Origin of the sequence: Bacillus sp. FSL K6-1033, from assembly GCF_038630765.1 — a bacterium.
GTDB lineage: Bacteria > Bacillota > Bacilli > Bacillales > Bacillaceae > Bacillus > Bacillus altitudinis.
Genome location: NZ_CP152041.1, coordinates 2850411 through 2866802, shown reverse-complemented (window position 1 = coordinate 2866802; position 16392 = coordinate 2850411). Strand labels below are relative to the sequence as shown.

The 16392-nt window shown below is 40.0% G+C and carries 22 protein-coding genes; 17 read left to right on the top strand and 5 right to left on the bottom strand.

Annotated elements, in window-relative coordinates; all coding sequences use genetic code 11:
* The first annotated feature begins 1 nt into the window (after window position 1).
* Window positions 2-745 (top strand): (S)-benzoin forming benzil reductase, encoded by a 744-nt coding sequence (locus tag MHH31_RS14810; RefSeq protein ID WP_235701800.1) that lies wholly within the window; start codon window positions 2-4, stop codon window positions 743-745.
* 144 nt (window positions 746-889) lie between these two features.
* Window positions 890-1423: an HD domain-containing protein gene (locus MHH31_RS14805; RefSeq protein WP_007500462.1), complete on the top strand. Its 534-nt coding sequence runs from the start codon at window positions 890-892 to the stop codon at window positions 1421-1423.
* Here MHH31_RS14805 and MHH31_RS14800 read toward each other — a convergent pair.
* The gene (locus MHH31_RS14800) at window positions 1420-2904 is read right to left on the bottom strand and encodes an alpha/beta hydrolase (RefSeq protein WP_342494940.1); all 1485 of its coding nucleotides are present in this window, start codon (window positions 2902-2904) and stop codon (window positions 1420-1422) included. The genes MHH31_RS14805 and MHH31_RS14800 overlap by 4 nt on opposite strands.
* Window positions 2905-3084: 180 nt before the next feature.
* On the opposite strand from MHH31_RS14800, the gene MHH31_RS14795 reads away from it, so the two are divergent.
* From MHH31_RS14795 to MHH31_RS14755, 9 genes are all read left to right on the top strand, one after another.
* Entirely contained in the window at window positions 3085-3321 is a 237-nt protein-coding gene (locus MHH31_RS14795) for a YuzF family protein (protein WP_003213721.1), read from the top strand.
* 184 nt (window positions 3322-3505) lie between these two features.
* Window positions 3506-4609: an AI-2E family transporter gene (locus tag MHH31_RS14790; RefSeq protein WP_039168924.1), complete on the top strand. Its 1104-nt coding sequence runs from the start codon at window positions 3506-3508 to the stop codon at window positions 4607-4609.
* A 68-nt stretch (window positions 4610-4677) separates the two neighbouring features.
* The gene (locus tag MHH31_RS14785) at window positions 4678-4899 is read left to right on the top strand and encodes a spore germination protein (RefSeq protein ID WP_008345880.1); all 222 of its coding nucleotides are present in this window, start codon (window positions 4678-4680) and stop codon (window positions 4897-4899) included.
* 101 nt (window positions 4900-5000) lie between these two features.
* Window positions 5001-5222, top strand: coding sequence for a spore germination protein (locus MHH31_RS14780; RefSeq protein ID WP_008345878.1), 222 nt, complete (start codon window positions 5001-5003; stop codon window positions 5220-5222).
* 95 nt (window positions 5223-5317) lie between these two features.
* Window positions 5318-5566, top strand: coding sequence for a YueH family protein (locus tag MHH31_RS14775; RefSeq protein ID WP_024719734.1), 249 nt, complete (start codon window positions 5318-5320; stop codon window positions 5564-5566).
* Window positions 5567-5593: 27 nt separating this feature from the next.
* Complete coding sequence (locus MHH31_RS14770) at window positions 5594-6001, top strand: YueI family protein (protein ID WP_046344389.1); 408 nt, start codon at window positions 5594-5596, stop codon at window positions 5999-6001.
* A 60-nt stretch (window positions 6002-6061) separates the two neighbouring features.
* On the top strand, window positions 6062-6613 hold the full coding sequence (locus tag MHH31_RS14765) for an isochorismatase family cysteine hydrolase (protein WP_025207909.1): 552 nt from the start codon (window positions 6062-6064) through the stop codon (window positions 6611-6613).
* Between the two features lie 17 nt (window positions 6614-6630).
* Window positions 6631-8100: a nicotinate phosphoribosyltransferase gene (locus tag MHH31_RS14760; RefSeq protein WP_007500472.1), complete on the top strand. Its 1470-nt coding sequence runs from the start codon at window positions 6631-6633 to the stop codon at window positions 8098-8100.
* 140 nt (window positions 8101-8240) lie between these two features.
* On the top strand, window positions 8241-9467 hold the full coding sequence (locus MHH31_RS14755; RefSeq protein WP_342495500.1) for an HDOD domain-containing protein: 1227 nt from the start codon (window positions 8241-8243) through the stop codon (window positions 9465-9467).
* Window positions 9468-9503: 36 nt separating this feature from the next.
* On the opposite strand, the gene MHH31_RS14750 is transcribed toward MHH31_RS14755, so the two are convergent.
* The gene (locus MHH31_RS14750; RefSeq protein WP_342494939.1) at window positions 9504-9857 is read right to left on the bottom strand and encodes an inner spore coat protein; all 354 of its coding nucleotides are present in this window, start codon (window positions 9855-9857) and stop codon (window positions 9504-9506) included.
* A 505-nt stretch (window positions 9858-10362) separates the two neighbouring features.
* Between MHH31_RS14750 and degQ the strand changes: the two genes are divergently transcribed.
* The 6 genes from degQ (at window position 10363) to MHH31_RS14720 (ending at window position 15181) form a co-directional block, all read left to right on the top strand.
* Complete coding sequence (degQ, locus tag MHH31_RS14745) at window positions 10363-10503, top strand: degradation enzyme regulation protein DegQ (protein ID WP_003213123.1); 141 nt, start codon at window positions 10363-10365, stop codon at window positions 10501-10503.
* Between the two features lie 151 nt (window positions 10504-10654).
* Window positions 10655-11578, top strand: coding sequence for a polyprenyl synthetase family protein (locus MHH31_RS14740; RefSeq protein ID WP_008345863.1), 924 nt, complete (start codon window positions 10655-10657; stop codon window positions 11576-11578).
* Complete coding sequence (gene comX, locus MHH31_RS14735; protein ID WP_034317154.1) at window positions 11556-11726, top strand: competence pheromone ComX; 171 nt, start codon at window positions 11556-11558, stop codon at window positions 11724-11726. Before MHH31_RS14740 ends, comX begins: the two co-directional genes overlap by 23 nt.
* A 13-nt stretch (window positions 11727-11739) precedes the next feature.
* Window positions 11740-14046 carry an ATP-binding protein gene (locus tag MHH31_RS14730; RefSeq protein WP_268361539.1) on the top strand — a complete coding sequence of 769 codons (2307 nt, stop codon included), beginning with the start codon at window positions 11740-11742 and terminating at the stop codon, window positions 14044-14046.
* Window positions 14047-14126: 80 nt separating this feature from the next.
* The gene (locus tag MHH31_RS14725) at window positions 14127-14768 is read left to right on the top strand and encodes a response regulator transcription factor (RefSeq protein ID WP_007500477.1); all 642 of its coding nucleotides are present in this window, start codon (window positions 14127-14129) and stop codon (window positions 14766-14768) included.
* 23 nt (window positions 14769-14791) lie between these two features.
* Entirely contained in the window at window positions 14792-15181 is a 390-nt protein-coding gene (locus tag MHH31_RS14720) for a hotdog fold thioesterase (RefSeq protein ID WP_017358943.1), read from the top strand.
* Between the two features lie 90 nt (window positions 15182-15271).
* Here MHH31_RS14720 and mnhG read toward each other — a convergent pair whose 3' ends face one another.
* From mnhG to MHH31_RS14705, 3 genes are read right to left on the bottom strand one after another with little or no spacing between them, the layout of a single operon-like run.
* The gene (gene mnhG / locus MHH31_RS14715; RefSeq protein WP_003213369.1) at window positions 15272-15646 is read right to left on the bottom strand and encodes a monovalent cation/H(+) antiporter subunit G; all 375 of its coding nucleotides are present in this window, start codon (window positions 15644-15646) and stop codon (window positions 15272-15274) included.
* Window positions 15630-15911, bottom strand: coding sequence for a Na(+)/H(+) antiporter subunit F1 (locus MHH31_RS14710; RefSeq protein WP_008345849.1), 282 nt, complete (start codon window positions 15909-15911; stop codon window positions 15630-15632). Before MHH31_RS14710 ends, mnhG begins: the two co-directional genes overlap by 17 nt.
* Window positions 15911-16390, bottom strand: a complete 480-nt coding sequence (locus tag MHH31_RS14705; RefSeq protein ID WP_008345848.1) for a Na+/H+ antiporter subunit E — start codon at window positions 16388-16390, stop codon at window positions 15911-15913. Before MHH31_RS14705 ends, MHH31_RS14710 begins: the two co-directional genes overlap by 1 nt.
* Window positions 16391-16392: the final 2 nt, after the last annotated feature.

Sequence of the window (16392 nt, the reverse complement as noted above, 5' to 3'; positions counted from 1 at the left end):
CATTCGAATTTCAATCGTCACAGGCGGATCAAAAGGATTTGGTTTAGCACTTGTCAAACAGCTACTTTCACGCGGGGATAACGTGTATACCGCTGCAAGAAGTGAGTCGCCACTATCCCATCCACACCTCACGCATTCACAGGTCGATCTCACTGATGAGGAATCGGCTGCAAAGTGGCTTCAGGGCATCTTGTCCTCGCAAACTCTCGCAGACGCTGATGACGTCTTGCTTGTCAATAATGCAGGAATGGTCACTCCTATCAAGCGTGCAGGGCAAGGCGGAGAAGATACGCTTCATCAGCATTATACGCTGAACCTTGTCATCCCTGTTTTGCTCAGTCATGTGTTTGTGAGAGAGACACAATCTCTTGAAGGGAAGAAAACCATCGTGCATCTTTCTTCTGGAGCAGCTAAAAATCCGTACAAAGGATGGAGTGCCTATTGTAGCTCAAAAGCAGGGCTTGATATGTTTATGAGGACTTTACATGAGGAACAACAGGACGAAGCATATCCTGTCACCACGTTTTCCTTTTCACCCGGTACGATTGATACGGATATGCAGAGAGAGATTCGGAAATCCTCCAAACAGGACTTTGAACAAATTGAGCGGTTTCAGCAATTACATGAAACAGGTACGCTAAAGAGCCCAGATGAAGTGGCCGGTATTTTACTCGACCTTCTAGCAGATGACCCAGCTGGCGGTTGTGTATACGATGCCCGTGAGTATGGAAAAAAGCAGTCATAACGGCTGCTTTTTTCGTATTGTACAAGCAAAGACAGCTTATTAAGCATAAGCTAATCTTGAGACTCATCGGAAATATGACAGAACATTTGAGTTTCTTTTCAGAATATGTTAGGATGCTAAAAATATAGATAAGGAGGGGTTTCCATGAGAAAGGTTACATTAATGGATGTTTACACCCATCCAGTCGCTCAAAAATATTTAAATCGTTCAGGAAAAGCCCACGCCATTGCTTGTGCTTATCACGCATTCAAACTGGCGATGCAGGCGGGGATTAACCCGGATCTTGCTGTGAAAGCAGCACTCTTGCATGACATCGGCCACTATGAATGGTATACAGCAGGCGGAGAATGGGATTATGAGACATATAGACGGAATGATATTCATGCCATTAAAGGGGCAGAGCGGGCACATAAACTGCTCATACGGCTAGGCGAGGAACCAAAAGCAGCCAAAGAGATTGCCCTTGCGATTTTGCTTCACACAGATTCATATTTGCCAGAGGGCGACCTGCATAAGGACACACTCCAGCAAATTGTGAAGAAAGCAGATGAAATGGACGAAGAGCCTGGTGGACACCATCATTACAGACAAATAGATGAATCACTTGCGCTCAAAAAAATTGCTGATTTGGATGAGAAGGTGCAGCAGGCGCTTCAGCCCATGAAACGCTCTGTTTAATATGGAATATCTCCATGAATCGTTCCGTGCTGATCCACATACAATGTGCGAATCACAGTACGGTTAAATGCCGATGTCCCTGACGCAGTGAGACCTGTGTAATGAACCGTGACGGAATAAGCACCTTCTTTTTTCAATTGAACGGCTGATGAAGAGCTCGTTTTCAGTGGATGATCCTTCTCGGCATCTTTAAAATAAATGGTCTCTACAGTTTTGCTTAATCGTTTAATCAGCTTGCTTGAATGTGTCGATGCATCTCCTGATTTCGCTGCAGCGATTTTGATTTCTTCATTTAATGGTGAATCAAAGGATACAAGTAGCAAATAAGGATCCTTTTTTCCTGAATTTGATCGAATCGTCCATTTTCCTGGAACGGGTTTATTGATTTGCAAATGGTGTGAATAGGCGCCTTCATATGGGAATGATGCTTCCGATGTCGTCAAATTGGTTAAGACATCGCCATTTGGCGCAACGATTTCCGGATTGGCTTCCTGTCTTTCATTTAACCACTGAATCGATAGGCCATTCGTTCCTTCCTCTACATAGAACGCTTCTGTTTTATCCTTTTCACTTTCTCCACCTTTCACATAAACGTTTGTATTTAGCTCCGAAGAAACTGGTTCTTGCTCTTGTTCGTCTTCGCTTTCAGCGCTTGCGGTACTTGCACGCAGCTGTGTCTGAAATACGGGGAACATGCTTGTGCCGTTTTTGATCGAAAAGTGATCCCACTTTCCTGTTAAAATATTGTTTGCATATGCTAGCTTTGTGCTGCTGACCGTCACAGCGCCATCGTTTGCACCAAAGCTTTTTAAATACATGCCGCCTAAATAAAGCACTCCGCCAAAGGTTCCCCATTCTGAACCAGAATAGGTCACATATTTATGAGGAAACGTCTCCAGCCGGTCGGTTTCACTTCGAAAAGCTGCCATCATCCCGGTTTGCAGAGAATAGAGCGCATCGCTCTTTTGTCCAAGGATTTGCGCAAGCCAGCTTCCGCCTTTACTATAGGCTAAATCCGCAAGCGGCGTCCCATAATGTGGAGAGCCCAGTGTGATGACTTTCTCAACATATGGATGAGCGTTGTAATACACGAGTGCAGCCTGCGTATCCACTCCGCCTTTACTATGACCGATTATGATCAGTTTTCTGCCGAAAAATTCATAGATTTCTTTTAACTTTTCTGCTAATAGTTTCCCATTCTTTTTCATGTCCTGATCTGGATATAAATCTATGAACGCGCTTTCGTATCCGTTCAGAACAGCTTGTTTTGCCATATCGTTTCGATCAGACCATGTGGAGGAAGAACTGTTTATGCCATGAACAAAAACAAGTGGGGGTTTTGACAGGTCTTTTTGTACCGGTTCTTCTCCTTTAAACCACTTCCCTGGTGTACCAGGTGCATCTCCAATTGTGCCTGCGTGCGCATAACTTGCAGAGGATAGTAAGAGCATGACAGCAACGATACAGATTAATTTTTTCAAGATCATTCACCTCTTCAAATAATTTAAGATGTTGGCAGCACCAATCTATTATACTTCTAAAAATTGTAAAAAAATATGAAATGTAAAAATACGGTAATAATGTTGTGGGTTTGCTGAGTGACACTCACATGGGTCATTGCATACGCTGTGGGTAAATACACAAGTAAAGGGGCAGGTAGCATGGCACAACAAGGAAGTCCACAGCTTGTTTCATTAGTTGATCCATATGTTTATCAAACATTGCAGAAAGTAGTCGGTATGAGATTGATTGTTCAAACAGTGAAAGATACAGTACGTGGAAAGTTGAAGGAAGTGATGCCGGATCATATTGTGATTGAGGCGGGGGCAAAATCAGTGTTTTATGTGCGGATCCAGCAAATCGTGTCGGTGATGCCTGATCACAGTGAAAGAGTGTAACAAGCAGACGCACAGATGTCTGCTTTTTTCAATGCTTACAGAATGTATATCTGGAAAAAGTGCATGATATACCAATTGTTCTTTTTTTTTCAAAAAATATGGTTCTAAAACAAGAAGCAGTTGACAGAAGGTGGGTTGAATAGTAGTTTTTTAATAAGGTCAATACGTAACAGGAGGAGCATCTTTGTTAAAATCTAAAGTTCATTTTTGGACATTCCAAATATTACTGGTTTTACTGATTGTGTACGTATCAACAAAAGTTTCGTTTTTATTTCAGCCGATCATTTTATTTGCTTCAACGTTGTTTGTTCCTATTTTACTGGCAGGTATTCTCTTTTTCATCTTTAATCCGATTGTTCGATTTTTGTCGAAGAAGATACCTAGGACGCTCGCCATTCTGATTATTTATCTTCTATTCATCGGGCTTATCACGTTTATTGTCAATGCTGCTGGACCTGTCATTGTCACGCAGGTGGGTGGACTTGTCAAAAGCTTCCCGGGGTATGTCACGGACATGCAGAAATTTATCAACGATTTCTCGCATTCTAAAACATTTACGTGGATGATGAACCAAGATTATGTGTCTGTTTCGAAGTTTGAACAGTCGATCGTTTCGACATTAAAAGATTTACCGGAAAATATTGCTTCCAGTATGTCGGCGGTGTTTGGCGTGATTGCGAATATTGCCCTCGCTGTCATTACCGTTCCATTCATTTTATTTTACATGCTAAAAGACGGGCATAAGTTTCCGGACAAGCTCGTTCAATTTTTGCCAATGCCTTACCGTAAGGAAGGATTGAAGATTTTTAAAGAATTAAACGATACGCTTGCTGCTTACATACAAGGGCAAATCGTTGTTTGTTTATTTGTCGGAGTTGCTTGTTTTATCGGATACTTATTAATTGGTGTGAAATATGCGCTCATTCTCGGCATCATTATTGCGGTGACAAACGTCATTCCATATCTTGGGCCATATCTTGGTGCGGCACCAGCTGTGCTCATTGCTTTTCTTGATTCACCTGGAAAAGCGGTTGTGACTGTTATTGTCATTCTTGTTGTTCAGCAGATCGATGGAAACGTCATTTCTCCATTGATCATTGGAAAACGTCTCAACACACATCCGTTAACAATTATCTTGCTATTAATTGGGGCAGGAAGTTTTGGCGGAATCCTTGGCATGATTTTTGCCGTCCCTGTCTATGCGCTGCTGAAAGCCATCACACTCAATATTGTCAGGTTGGTTCAGCTGCGTCAGCGCTCTCGAAAAGAACAGCATTTAAACGTTTAGGGCAGATGCACAACTTTTCCCTTTTTGCATAACATAACTCACATAAGCGAATAGGGAGGAGAAGGAAGATGCCTGCGATTGTTGGACCCATCCATATTGAGTCTTTAGGCGGAAACGGCTCGGCTACTTTTGGTGACGTTCTCGCCATTGCCCCTTTGGCTGTAGATCACTCGACCGGTGGAGCGGGAGCTTTTAATTCAGGTGATTATATGTCCCTTACAAGCGATCCGAATGCCACCATGCTTTGGGACTTTACACTGTTTGGCCAGCCCCAATCATTTAATGCATAAAAGACAGCTGATCATATGACATATCAGCTGTCTTTTTTATGTTGGATAGACACGTATTGTTCCGCTAGGCATATGATGAGGGTAGTAAAGGTGGTGGAAAGATGCCAGCAATTGTTGGACCCATTCATATTGACCGTGTCATAGGAAACGGCTCTGCACATTTCGGCGATGTGTTTGCCATTTCGCCAAAAAGTGTGGATCATTCCGCTGGTGGTTCAGGTACCTATAATGCAGGAGACTTTGTTCAATTTTTCAACAATCCGAACGTCACATTTGTTTGGGATTCAAACCTGATCAGCCAGCAAAAGAGCTTTAACGCATAGCCAGCTTTGAAAGGGTCTCCTTTTCAGAAGCTGTCTTTTTTTATGGTACAATGGATAGAAGAAGGAAGAAGAAAAAGGGGGGTAAAACAAATCAAATGAAAATAAGAAAAGCGCATCTGACAAGCGGGCAACCAACAACCTACAATGTATATTTACATGAAAATAAAAAAGAATATAAAACGCTTGTCGCTGTACCTGACATAGAATGGAGTATTTCTATTGCATATGAAGACGAAAAAACGCAGCTTGAGCAAGCACTTGAACAATCTTTAAACAAAAGAGTAGAAATAGACGAAGCCCGTGAACTTGCACAAAAAATTGTGCACTGGGTCACAGAAATGTAAATTCAGAAACCAGGAGTGAACACAGCAATGAAAGAAGAATCCGTAGACTTTTATTTGCAGCAAGGGATATTTGGACATGCTGAAACAAAACCCGATGAACGAAGAATGTTTCTCGGCTCATTAAGAGAACGTGCTCTTCTCGCTCTGACAAAAGGGCAAGTATCGAGACATAAACCGTATCAAGAGGTAGAGCAAGTATTGAAGGCAAACCGAGAGGCCACTGTTCTTTTAAATGGTGAATTGTCATATGCTTCTTATTCTCCATATGTCAAAATGGCAAATGCCGCTGGTTGTTCTTTTAAAGTGGTCAACCATCATGAGTCACATTCACCTTTTGGGCTTGTGATAGAGGTGCCGCATGCGATCAATCAAGAGCACATCTATATAGAAGATGAGCTTTTTCAAAAAGCTTTTTCTCGTGAATCTGTTGAATAGGTTTCCCTAGTGAAATGAATAAGCTATAATGATTCAAAAGAGCATATGGGAGAGATGCGGATGGGCAAAGCATTGATTTGTATTGATTATACAGTTGATTTTGTTGCAGACGATGGAAAACTGACGTGCGGAAAGCCTGGACAGGCGATTGAGTCGAAGATCACAGAGATCACTTCTTCATTTATTGATGAAGGACACTTTGTTGTTTTTGCCGTCGATCATCATGAAGAGCAAGATCCATATCATCCAGAGACAAAGTTATTTCCGCCCCATAATATTCGCGGGACAGAAGGAATTGAACTTTACGGAAAACTAAGTTCACTATTTCACACGTCAACACATTTAAAACATGTCTATTATATGGAAAAAACAAGATACTCTGCTTTTGCAGGCACTCAATTAGAAATGAAACTGCGCGAGCGTGGCATCACTGAACTTCACCTAGCCGGAGTGTGTACCGATATTTGTGTACTTCATACAGCTGTTGATGCGTACAATAAAGGCTTTGAACTTGTGATTCATGAGAATGCCGTGGCGAGTTTTAATGAAGCGGGGCACGAGTGGGCACTTTCTCACTTTGAGCATACGCTTGGTGCGAAAGTGGTTAAGTAAGGGAAGGAGAATGGAAGTTGGAGCATCGGTTTATTGACGACAGTTTATCACTACATACAGATCTTTATCAAATTAACATGGCAGAAACGTATTGGAGAGACGGCATTCATGAGAAGAAGGCAGTCTTCGAACTCTTCTTTAGAAAGCTTCCATTTGACAACGGCTTCGCTGTATTTGCTGGTTTAGAGAAAGCGATTGAATATTTATCGGACTTCTCCTTCACCGAGAGCGACCTTGCATATTTAAAAGATGAACTCGGTTATAAAAGCGATTTCATTGAATACTTAAGCGGATTGTCATTTACAGGGACACTTCATTCAATGCGAGAAGGAGAAATTGTCTTTGCGAATGAACCTATTATGCGCATCGAGGCAACACTTGTTGAAGCGCAGCTAATTGAAACGGCACTGCTCAACATCGTGAACTTCCAGACGCTAATTGCAACAAAGGCGGCTCGTATTAAAGGAATCATTGAAGATGAGACAGCATTAGAATTCGGAACAAGACGTGCGCATGAAATGGATGCAGCCATGTGGGGAGCAAGAGCAGCACTGATCGGCGGATTTCAGGCAACAAGTAATGTCCGTGCAGGGAAACGCTTCAATATTCCCGTATCAGGCACACATGCCCATGCCCTTGTACAAGCATATCGCGACGAATATACTGCATTTAGAAAATATGCCGAAACACATACAGACTGTGTCTTTTTAGTGGATACATATGATACGGTCAGATCAGGCATTCCAAATGCGATTAAGGTAGCGAAAGAATTCGGTGATAAAATCAACTTTATTGGGGTCAGACTTGATAGCGGAGACCTTGCCTACTTGTCTAAAAAGGCGAGAACGATGCTGGATGAAGCTGGATTCCATGACGCCAAAGTCATTGCATCAAGCGATCTTGATGAACACACCATTATGAACTTAAAAGCACAAGGTGCAAAAATTGATGTATGGGGTGTTGGAACGAAACTGATTACCGCATTCGATCAGCCAGCTCTTGGTGCTGTATATAAGCTTGTATCGATTGAAGAAAACGGTCAGATGAATGACACGATCAAAATTTCTTCTAACCCAGAGAAAGTGACAACACCAGGCCGTAAACGAGTGTATCGCATTATCAATCAATTGAATCATCACTCTGAGGGAGACTACATTGCCCTTGAAGAAGAAGATGTTCAAAGTGAAGATAAGCTGAAAATGTTCCATCCAGTTCATACATTTATCAGTAAATTTGTGACAAATTTTGTGGCAAAGGACCTTCATGTCCCAATTTTTGAACAAGGGAAGCTGGTGTATGATAATCCAGATATCCAAACGATTCAAGCATATGTGCAGGACAGTCTCGGACTCTTCTGGGAGGAATACAAACGAATCAGCAAACCAGAAGAATACCCAGTCGATTTGAGTCAAAAATGCTGGGATAATAAGATGCAGTTTATCCATGATGTGAAAAATAAAATCAAAAAAGAGCTTTATGAAAGCTGATTACCCCGGGAAAGGAGATCATCAAGCCAGATGGTCTCTTTTTTTTCATGTTGGACGATTCAAAATGAACCTTATGGGCAATCATTTGGTATACTGAAAGCACATCTTGTTTGTCATTGCATAAAGGAGGAATGGAGCAGTTGAGGGTGTTTGTTGCAAGGCAGCCTATTTTTAACAGAAAAGAACAAGTCGTATCATACGAGCTGCTTTATAGAGATAGTGAAACCAATACATATAGCGCTGAAGATGGTGATCAAGCGACAACGGACCTCATTATCAATAGTTTTTTAAACATTGGCATCGAAACACTGACAGAAGGAAAACGATGCTACATCAATTTCACCGAAAGCTTGCTTTCGTCTGATCTGCTCACTTATTTTGATCCACATCAGCTTGTGATCGAAATATTAGAAAATGTACCGATTACCCCGGCACTTATTATGAGATGTAAGCAATTAAAAAAGTGGGGATACACGATTGCGCTCGATGATTTCTTTCTGAGCGGAATACATTTTCATGACAAGTTACTTGATGAACTCCTCTATTGCATTGATATTTTGAAAATTGATTTTCTGAAAACAACATGTGAAGAACGAAGAGACATTTTACATACATATAAAAAGTATCGACTTCGATTCCTTGCTGAAAAGGTAGAAACGCGAAAAGAATATGAAGAAGCGTTAGAAGCTGGCTTCCATTTGTTTCAAGGATATTTCTTTAGTGAGCCGCACGTCATTTCGGGACGAGCCTTATCGACTAGCTTCCACGCATACCATCAGCTATTGAATGAGCTGAGCAAGGAGCAGCCGAATATTCAGACCGTGACGCACTTTATAGAAAGTGATCTTTCCCTTTCATATCAATTATTAAAAATGCTGAATTCTGGTGGCATGAGACGTCTTTATCAAATCAAGAGTATTCGTCAGGCGATTATCCTGCTTGGGTTTAATGAAATACGGCGATGGATCTTTATCCTTTCATTTAAAGAACTGAATGTCCAAGCCAACTCAAGCCAAAAGGAAATCATCAAAATGTCGTTCATTCGTGCCAAAACGTGTGAACTCATTGCTAGTCGGACTGAACGAGAGCATCCCGCTTCTTATATGCTAACAGGTATGTTTTCACTCATTGATACGCTTGTCAGGGCGGACATTACTGAACTTGTGAAAGAACTGCCTCTTTCGGATGAAGTAGGTGAGGCACTGCTTGGCTATGAAAATGACTATTTCCTTGTGTTAGACGTTGCCAAACGTATTGAACGAAATGAATGGGATGATGAGATGTTAGGTGGAAGTCTCCCTAAGCAGGAAGCCTACGGCTGTTATATAGAAGCCATTGAATGGTGTCATAAAATGTTTGAATCTTAAGAAAAGCCGCTCACACTAGAGCGGCTTCTTTCTTTGTTATCCCCACTGTAAAAGTAGAAAAAGCCTGCTGGAAGTGAGGGATAAGTAGATACGGATGCCTTCTGGACTAAAGCGGATATCGATATTGCTTTTCACCCCAATCTGCTTCAGCATTCGAATCACACTTGCGGTGTCAGCACGTTCAGCAGCTTCCATGATTCGCTGTCCAAACGAAAGCGAACCGGAAATCTGCTGTGTAATGAGGGATGCATCAGCCACGAGACGGGTTGATTCCTTTGCAGCCTTTTGAAACGCATGAGCATCTACTGGAGGAAAAGTCATAGGTGTTCGCGGGTATGCGTTCCCTATTGCGGGAACCTGCAAAGGCGGATAAGGAACATAGTAAAACACATGGTCACCTCTTCTCTCATTGAAGTGAATTTGGACGGATATCTGTTCTAAATGTATGAAGAAAATCCGAATAAAGAATCAAAATGATCTTTCTACCTTTGCATATTCATCATAAAAATAGGTACTTTTGCGGTCAATTTCGGTGAATGTCGCCAAAAAATTGCGGTGTCTACAGTAGAGCCTGTCGTCTGACCTATAACATGAAAAACCGAGGAAACAGAGGGGATCGTACGTTCTGCATCATGAGAATTGTGACGAATGATGCCTGTTCATGTCGCAAAAATGACGTATTTCCTTTGAAATTGAGATAAAAGTATCATTTGAAAAGTCTGAAAATGATGAAAAAAGACCTATTGAATTTTGCGGTATCACGCACACATTTTGTGCATACTTTTCGGTGAAAAAATACTCAATAGCATTTACACTGTTAGTAACAGATCAAATACTTATGACCCAATCAACATACACAAATACATTGATCTTCCAAAAAAGGAGAGTGGAATCGATGGAAAAGTATGAAATCGAAGAACTTAAACAACTATTATGGAAACTTGAAAACGAAATTAGAGAAACAACGGCTTCTCTTCATAACATTAACAAAAGCATTGATCAATACGACAAATATGAATATGTGAAAATTTCTTAAAGACTTGATAACCATCAAGTCTTTTTTTTATCCAAATACATACAAAAAAAGGATATATTATTATATAATTGTTAAATAGTGATGTCAGTGGACATTTGCTTATTTCTTTTTAGTAAAATAAGAGGCGAGAGGGTGAGGATCAAGATCGAGTATGCTAAACTATCTAGAGAATACAAAAATCAAGCAGAAAATGTCTGATTTTATTCAACATGCAGTCAGGCAAAATGATTTACAAAAGCTGCTTCTCGAATTTACAGATATAAAGAATGAATTTCCTTTTGGGCAATTGGCTTACCAACATTATGAGGCATTTGGCGGACAAGACAAGCAAGCGATTACAAAACTGGCAGCAGGGATTGAACTTCTCATCTTATCTGCCGATATATTAGATGATATTGAAGATCAGGATAATGATTCGTATCCTTGGATGAAATGTCAGAGCGGAATTGCGATTAATGCGGCGAATGTTCTCTTTGCATTGAGTTTTGATGTGTTTTCAAAGCTTGATCATGGAGCGAAGCTTTTAAACAATGTATATTCTTATTCCATTCAGTCAATGCAAGGGCAGCATATAGATATGACACTGGAGCCAGAGAATGAGCAGGATTGTTTAAATATCATGAAGTTAAAAGCAGGGTCACTGTTTGTATTACCTTGTGTGTTAGGTGTTGTTTTGGCAACAGGTTCTTTTGAAAAGAAGGTAGAAGAATATGCTTATTACCTAGGAATGGCGGAACAGCTTGAAAATGACTATCTAGGTCTTTTTAATAAAGATAATATTGACTTTAAAAGAATGCAAACATTACCGCTAGTTTACTTGAAAAATGAGTTTAATCCATCTAGTTCAGACTTGCTCAGTTATTTTCAATCAAAGGATAAGAGTGCCGGCTCTGAAGAATTAAAGGATAAATTAAAAAAATCTGGTGCTCAACAATATGTATTTATTATGAGAAACCTTCTCAGAAATAAGTTTAAAGAAGCATTCAAGAAACTACATTTAGAGGCTTCAAAAAAGAAAAAACTGATACTTTTTTTAAATGGAGATGGAGAAGATGAAAATTCAGGAATTGGTTAGTTATTTAGTGGAGAATCCTTCAACATTAAATCAAATCGTTAATGGGAACGCATCATTGCTTCACGTTGATCAAGAAACTGCAAGTATTATTGTTGACGGATTCCAGAAAGAAGACGTTATTAAAGCAATCATATGGGCAACTGCTTGAGTAGATAAATATTATGAGAAAGTTTTACTCTAAGTTAACAGTTATATTAGTTATCCTTAGCTTCATCTATGTGATTTACATCTCTTATATCAACGTATTTAATATTTTTGTTGGAGCAGCTGTTAAGGAAAATAGTCACGGTCAACTTGAGGTAGTGGATGTCGATAATTTTACAGATAGCTATCTAGCTGGAGTTAGGAAAGGCGATATCATACTTGAAGTGAATGGGAATAACAAACCAGTTGAAGAAGTTAAAAGAGGTTTTTTAGCTAATGTTAAAAGTTTAGTCGTTGATAGACATGGTGATAAAATTGATTTAGAGAATGTAAGGTTATTGAGTCAAGCGAATCTGTTTATTTATCTAATACCAGTCATTCTTTATTCCATCTGTCTATTTTGTATATTTATGATTTTAAAAATGAATAAAGCAAACCAAAAAGAGTCAGCATATATTTTAGCTTTATTTCTTTTGGCGGTGTCTATAGGTTATGTAAGTTCTGGTGGTTCTGGAAAAGGAGAGGCTATCAGTCGTATTCTTGTAATCGTTACAATGAATATTGTACCTCCACTATATATGCACTTTATGTATCAATATTTAAAAGAATTAGGAACAGAGATTATTCGTCGTCGAGTTCTTTTTTATTTGTATCTAGTTCCAGTTACTAACGTTTTATTAGTTTTATTCTATAAAAATAAAGCAGGACCAGTAGATCTATTAGCATATGTCAATTTACTTTCATTTTTTGTTCTGGCTTTCCTTTCGATTATTATCACTATAAGGGCTGCTAAAAAATTGAAAGACAATGAAGTCAGCAATGTACTTCGAGCATTTGCACTCATTTTAATCTCAGCATTCAGTCCATTCATGCTATTTTTTATCATTCCTTATTTTTTTGGTATATATTTTATTTCACCTTATGTTGTTGCATCGTTTGTTCTTTTAATTCCTTTTTTCTTAGTATACCAATTTATGTCAAATAAACTGTATAATGTTGATTTCTTTATGGGGAGGATTAAATACTACGGCTTTTTAGCGATTACACCAACAATACTAGTGGTTGTTATTTTTGATTTTATTCAAAAGCCAAATGCAAATTTCTATACAGTGAAATTTACGATTATCACGTACATTCTTATGCTCACCGTCTTCTACTTCAAAGAAATCATCGATTTCCGTTTTCGCCTGAAGCGTTTTTCGGAAAAGCATAATTATCAGGACAGCGTTTTTAAATTTACACAGCTTATTCGTGAGGCGTCATCACTTCATCAAGTATTGTATCATTTAAAATACACCATCTTAGAAGTACTTGTTGTGAACAAAGCCTTTGTGCTTGAAGTGAAGGCAGATGGACAAATTGTTGAAATTGATGAATCAATAGAAGAAAGCCAGCTATGGAAAGAGTATGTAGATCAATTTCAAGATATTTTAGGTGAAGTTGGTAAAATCATCGGGTTGGATAAAGGATTCATGATGAAAATTGGTGAGCGGGGCGGTCACTCGTTTGTGATTTGCTGTTTATCTAATTTACGGACACCTAAGCTAACCCGCGATGAAATTTCATGGCTGAAAACATTGGCATTTTACACAAGTGTCAGTTTAGAAAATGTCGTCAAGATTGAAGAATTGATGGAGCATCTTGAGGATTTGAAACAGCGGGAAGCCAATCCCGCCTGGCTGAAGAAAGTCATGTTCGCCATGGAAGAGAAGCAGCGCTCAGATTTAGCGAGGGATCTTCATGATTCTGTGCTGCAGGATTTGATTTCACTGAAGAGACAGTCCGAGATGTTCTTAACCAATTTCCAAAACAACCAATGCCCAACATCTATTGAAAATTCATTGATCTCATGGAATGAACAAATGTCTAAGGTGATTCAAACTACGAGAGAAACATGTCATGAACTTCGGCCGCAGCTCCTCTATGATTTGGGGTTAGTGAAGGCAATTTCGAAGCTGACTTCGCAAATTCAAGAGGAAGCGCCATTTCATATTAGGCTGAATACAACCCGCTTTGATAAAGAATTGGACATTGATATTGACTCACAGCTGAATATTTACCGGATAGTGCAGGAGCTGCTATCCAATGCGTTGAAGCATTCTAAGGCCAGCCAAGTCTTAGTGATGCTCATTTGTATTAAAGATCAAGTTGTTCTCCATTATGAGGACGATGGAGTCGGATTTGATGCAAGCCAGCTTGATCAGCACACGATGAGCATGGGTCTTTCTGGCATAAGGGAACGAGTCAAAGCTCTAAATGGAAAGCTTCAAATTCACACAGCACCTGAAAAAGGGCTCAAGGTGAAAATTGAAATGGAATTGTAACGATTTCTTAAGGAATAAGACTTGGCATCTGCCAAGTCTTTTATATAAAATGGAAGTGAGTGATTTAAAGGGAGGAAGACATGAAGAAGATATTGGTCATTGATGATCATCCGGCTGTCATGGAAGGGACAAAAAGCATATTAGAATCAGATCAGCAGCTATCAGTCGATTGTTTAAGTCCTGATGCAGAAGGCGCCTTTTTAAAGACGCATGACTTTTCCATCTATGATGTGATCTTGATGGATTTAAATCTCGGGGATATCAATGGAATGGACATTGCCAAACAAATTCTAGAAACGAATCAACAAGTGAAAATTATCATTTATACAGGATATGAAGTAGATGATTATTTCGAAGAGGCCATTCGAGCTGGATTGCATGGTGCAATAAGTAAAACAGAGACAAAAGACAAAATCATTGAATACATACACCGCACATTGCAAGGAGAAGTTGTCATTCAGCTATCCTATTTAAAGAAATTAATTTCACAGCAGCAAGAGAAGCCAGAACAGGCGCAGCAGACGGATCATGAGCTGCTAACAGAGCGTGAATGTTTAATCTTAAGAGAAGTGGAAAAAGGGTACACAAACCAAGAGATCGCCGATGTGCTTCATTTGAGCAAACGCTCGATTGAATACAGTTTGACCTCCATCTTTAATAAGCTGAATGTTGGATCTCGAACAGAAGCGGTGTTAATTGCAAAATCGGAAAGTGTGCTGTAAACGTGTGAAGGGAGAGGGCCTTGATGGATGTGAGTGGTTCAAATACACTGCTTGAGGCACTGGGGATTGAGATTGTGGAATGCAATACGTCACGATGCGTGGCGACAATGCCAGTCGATCACCGAACAAAACAGCCATTTGGATTACTGCACGGAGGAGCATCAGCTGCTCTAGCAGAAACAGTGGCAAGCATGGGTGCCGCTGCTCATTTGGATTTAACGAAGCAGGTTTGTTCAGGTATTGAAATCAATGCCAATCATTTAAAATCTGTACGTGATGGAGTGGTGACAGCTACAGCTGTTCCTGTACATGTTGGACGGCGTACAATGGTATTCCAAATCGATATAAAAGATGATCGAGACCGTCATATCTGTACGTCAAGATGTACACTCGCTGTCATTGATCGCATATAAAAAAGCTCCCGGTGCAGCGGAAGCTTTTTTTAATACCCTTTTATGAACATGCAGGTAAAGTGAATAGGACCTGAATATCAGGTTCTTCATTTATAAATAAGAGTCTTCTTTTCGTTTAATGACGAAGTTACGGAAACCGCCATAATCATCTTGGACACTTCGTTTGTCCATTTTCACACCAGTGTTATAAGCGGCTCTTCCGATCAAATGAGCGCCGACTGGTGCGGTCAGAAAGATAAAGACAATCCCAAGCAGGATTTTCGCAGAGATGATCCCTGCAAGAAACCATTCATGAAAGAATACACCAACTAAAATGAGAACAACACCAAGTGTCGATGCTTTTGATGCAGCATGCATACGTGTGTAAACATCCGGCAGGCGAAGGACACCAATGGCTGAAATCAAACAGAGGATGGCGCCAAGCAGAATAAAGAAAATCACGATCGCTTTAGCGATGACGATCATTTTCAATCACTTCCCCTTTCTCAAGGAATTTGGAAAAAGCGACAGTGCCGATAAAGGCAAGAATACCGAGCAGTAAAATAATTTCAAAGAACGTAGTGGTTTTCAGTAAGATAGACACGATGGCTGTCATCCCAATTAAATTGATTCCTATCGCATCAAGCGCACTAACGCGATCAGGGATAGAAGGTCCTTTGATGACCCGTATGACAAAAAGCAAAGTAGACAGCGCAAGAATTCCAAGTGACATTTGCAAGATCAGTTCCATTACTTACCGCTCACCTCCTGAATCGCTTTTTCAAATGATACCCGAATATCGTGGATGGCTTTTTCAGCATCTTCAATATCCATCGCATGAATATATAAAATCGAACGATCATCCGAAATATCGATGACCAGTGTACCAGGTGTTAATGTAATCATATTGGCCAGTATGGTGATTTCCCAATCTGTTTTTAAATCTGTACGAAAGGCGAAAATACCAGGCTTGATTTTCAGCTTTGGAGATAACACCGTCTTGAGTACACTCAAATTGGCAAGAAGCAGCTCTCTGATAAAAATGATGACGAGCTTGAAAATCGCATAAAGGGCATAACCGTAAAAACGTTGCGGGAAGAATCGCCGTAGCATAAAAATGGCGATCATCCCTAGTGCAAAGCCTGATACAAAGTCTGCAGCTCTGTATGTATCATTCATAAACATCCATGTAAAGGCGAGGAGAGCGTTTAATAATATTTGAAAGGCCATGT

Coding starts and splice junctions, on each gene's coding strand:
- MHH31_RS14725 (WP_007500477.1), top strand. CDS start 14,127: ATGAAGAAGATATTGGTCATTGATGATCATCCGGCTGTCATGGAAGGG.
- MHH31_RS14705 (WP_008345848.1), bottom strand. CDS start 16,390: ATGGCCTTTCAAATATTATTAAACGCTCTCCTCGCCTTTACATGGATG.
- MHH31_RS14765 (WP_025207909.1), top strand. CDS start 6,062: ATGGGCAAAGCATTGATTTGTATTGATTATACAGTTGATTTTGTTGCA.
- MHH31_RS14740 (WP_008345863.1), top strand. CDS start 10,655: ATGCTAAACTATCTAGAGAATACAAAAATCAAGCAGAAAATGTCTGAT.
- MHH31_RS14730 (WP_268361539.1), top strand. CDS start 11,740: ATGAGAAAGTTTTACTCTAAGTTAACAGTTATATTAGTTATCCTTAGC.
- comX (WP_034317154.1), top strand. CDS start 11,556: ATGAAAATTCAGGAATTGGTTAGTTATTTAGTGGAGAATCCTTCAACA.
- MHH31_RS14805 (WP_007500462.1), top strand. CDS start 890: ATGAGAAAGGTTACATTAATGGATGTTTACACCCATCCAGTCGCTCAA.
- MHH31_RS14785 (WP_008345880.1), top strand. CDS start 4,678: ATGCCTGCGATTGTTGGACCCATCCATATTGAGTCTTTAGGCGGAAAC.
- MHH31_RS14710 (WP_008345849.1), bottom strand. CDS start 15,911: ATGGAACTGATCTTGCAAATGTCACTTGGAATTCTTGCGCTGTCTACT.
- mnhG (WP_003213369.1), bottom strand. CDS start 15,646: ATGATCGTCATCGCTAAAGCGATCGTGATTTTCTTTATTCTGCTTGGC.
- MHH31_RS14770 (WP_046344389.1), top strand. CDS start 5,594: ATGAAAGAAGAATCCGTAGACTTTTATTTGCAGCAAGGGATATTTGGA.
- MHH31_RS14795 (WP_003213721.1), top strand. CDS start 3,085: ATGGCACAACAAGGAAGTCCACAGCTTGTTTCATTAGTTGATCCATAT.
- MHH31_RS14775 (WP_024719734.1), top strand. CDS start 5,318: ATGAAAATAAGAAAAGCGCATCTGACAAGCGGGCAACCAACAACCTAC.
- MHH31_RS14780 (WP_008345878.1), top strand. CDS start 5,001: ATGCCAGCAATTGTTGGACCCATTCATATTGACCGTGTCATAGGAAAC.
- degQ (WP_003213123.1), top strand. CDS start 10,363: ATGGAAAAGTATGAAATCGAAGAACTTAAACAACTATTATGGAAACTT.
- MHH31_RS14720 (WP_017358943.1), top strand. CDS start 14,792: ATGGATGTGAGTGGTTCAAATACACTGCTTGAGGCACTGGGGATTGAG.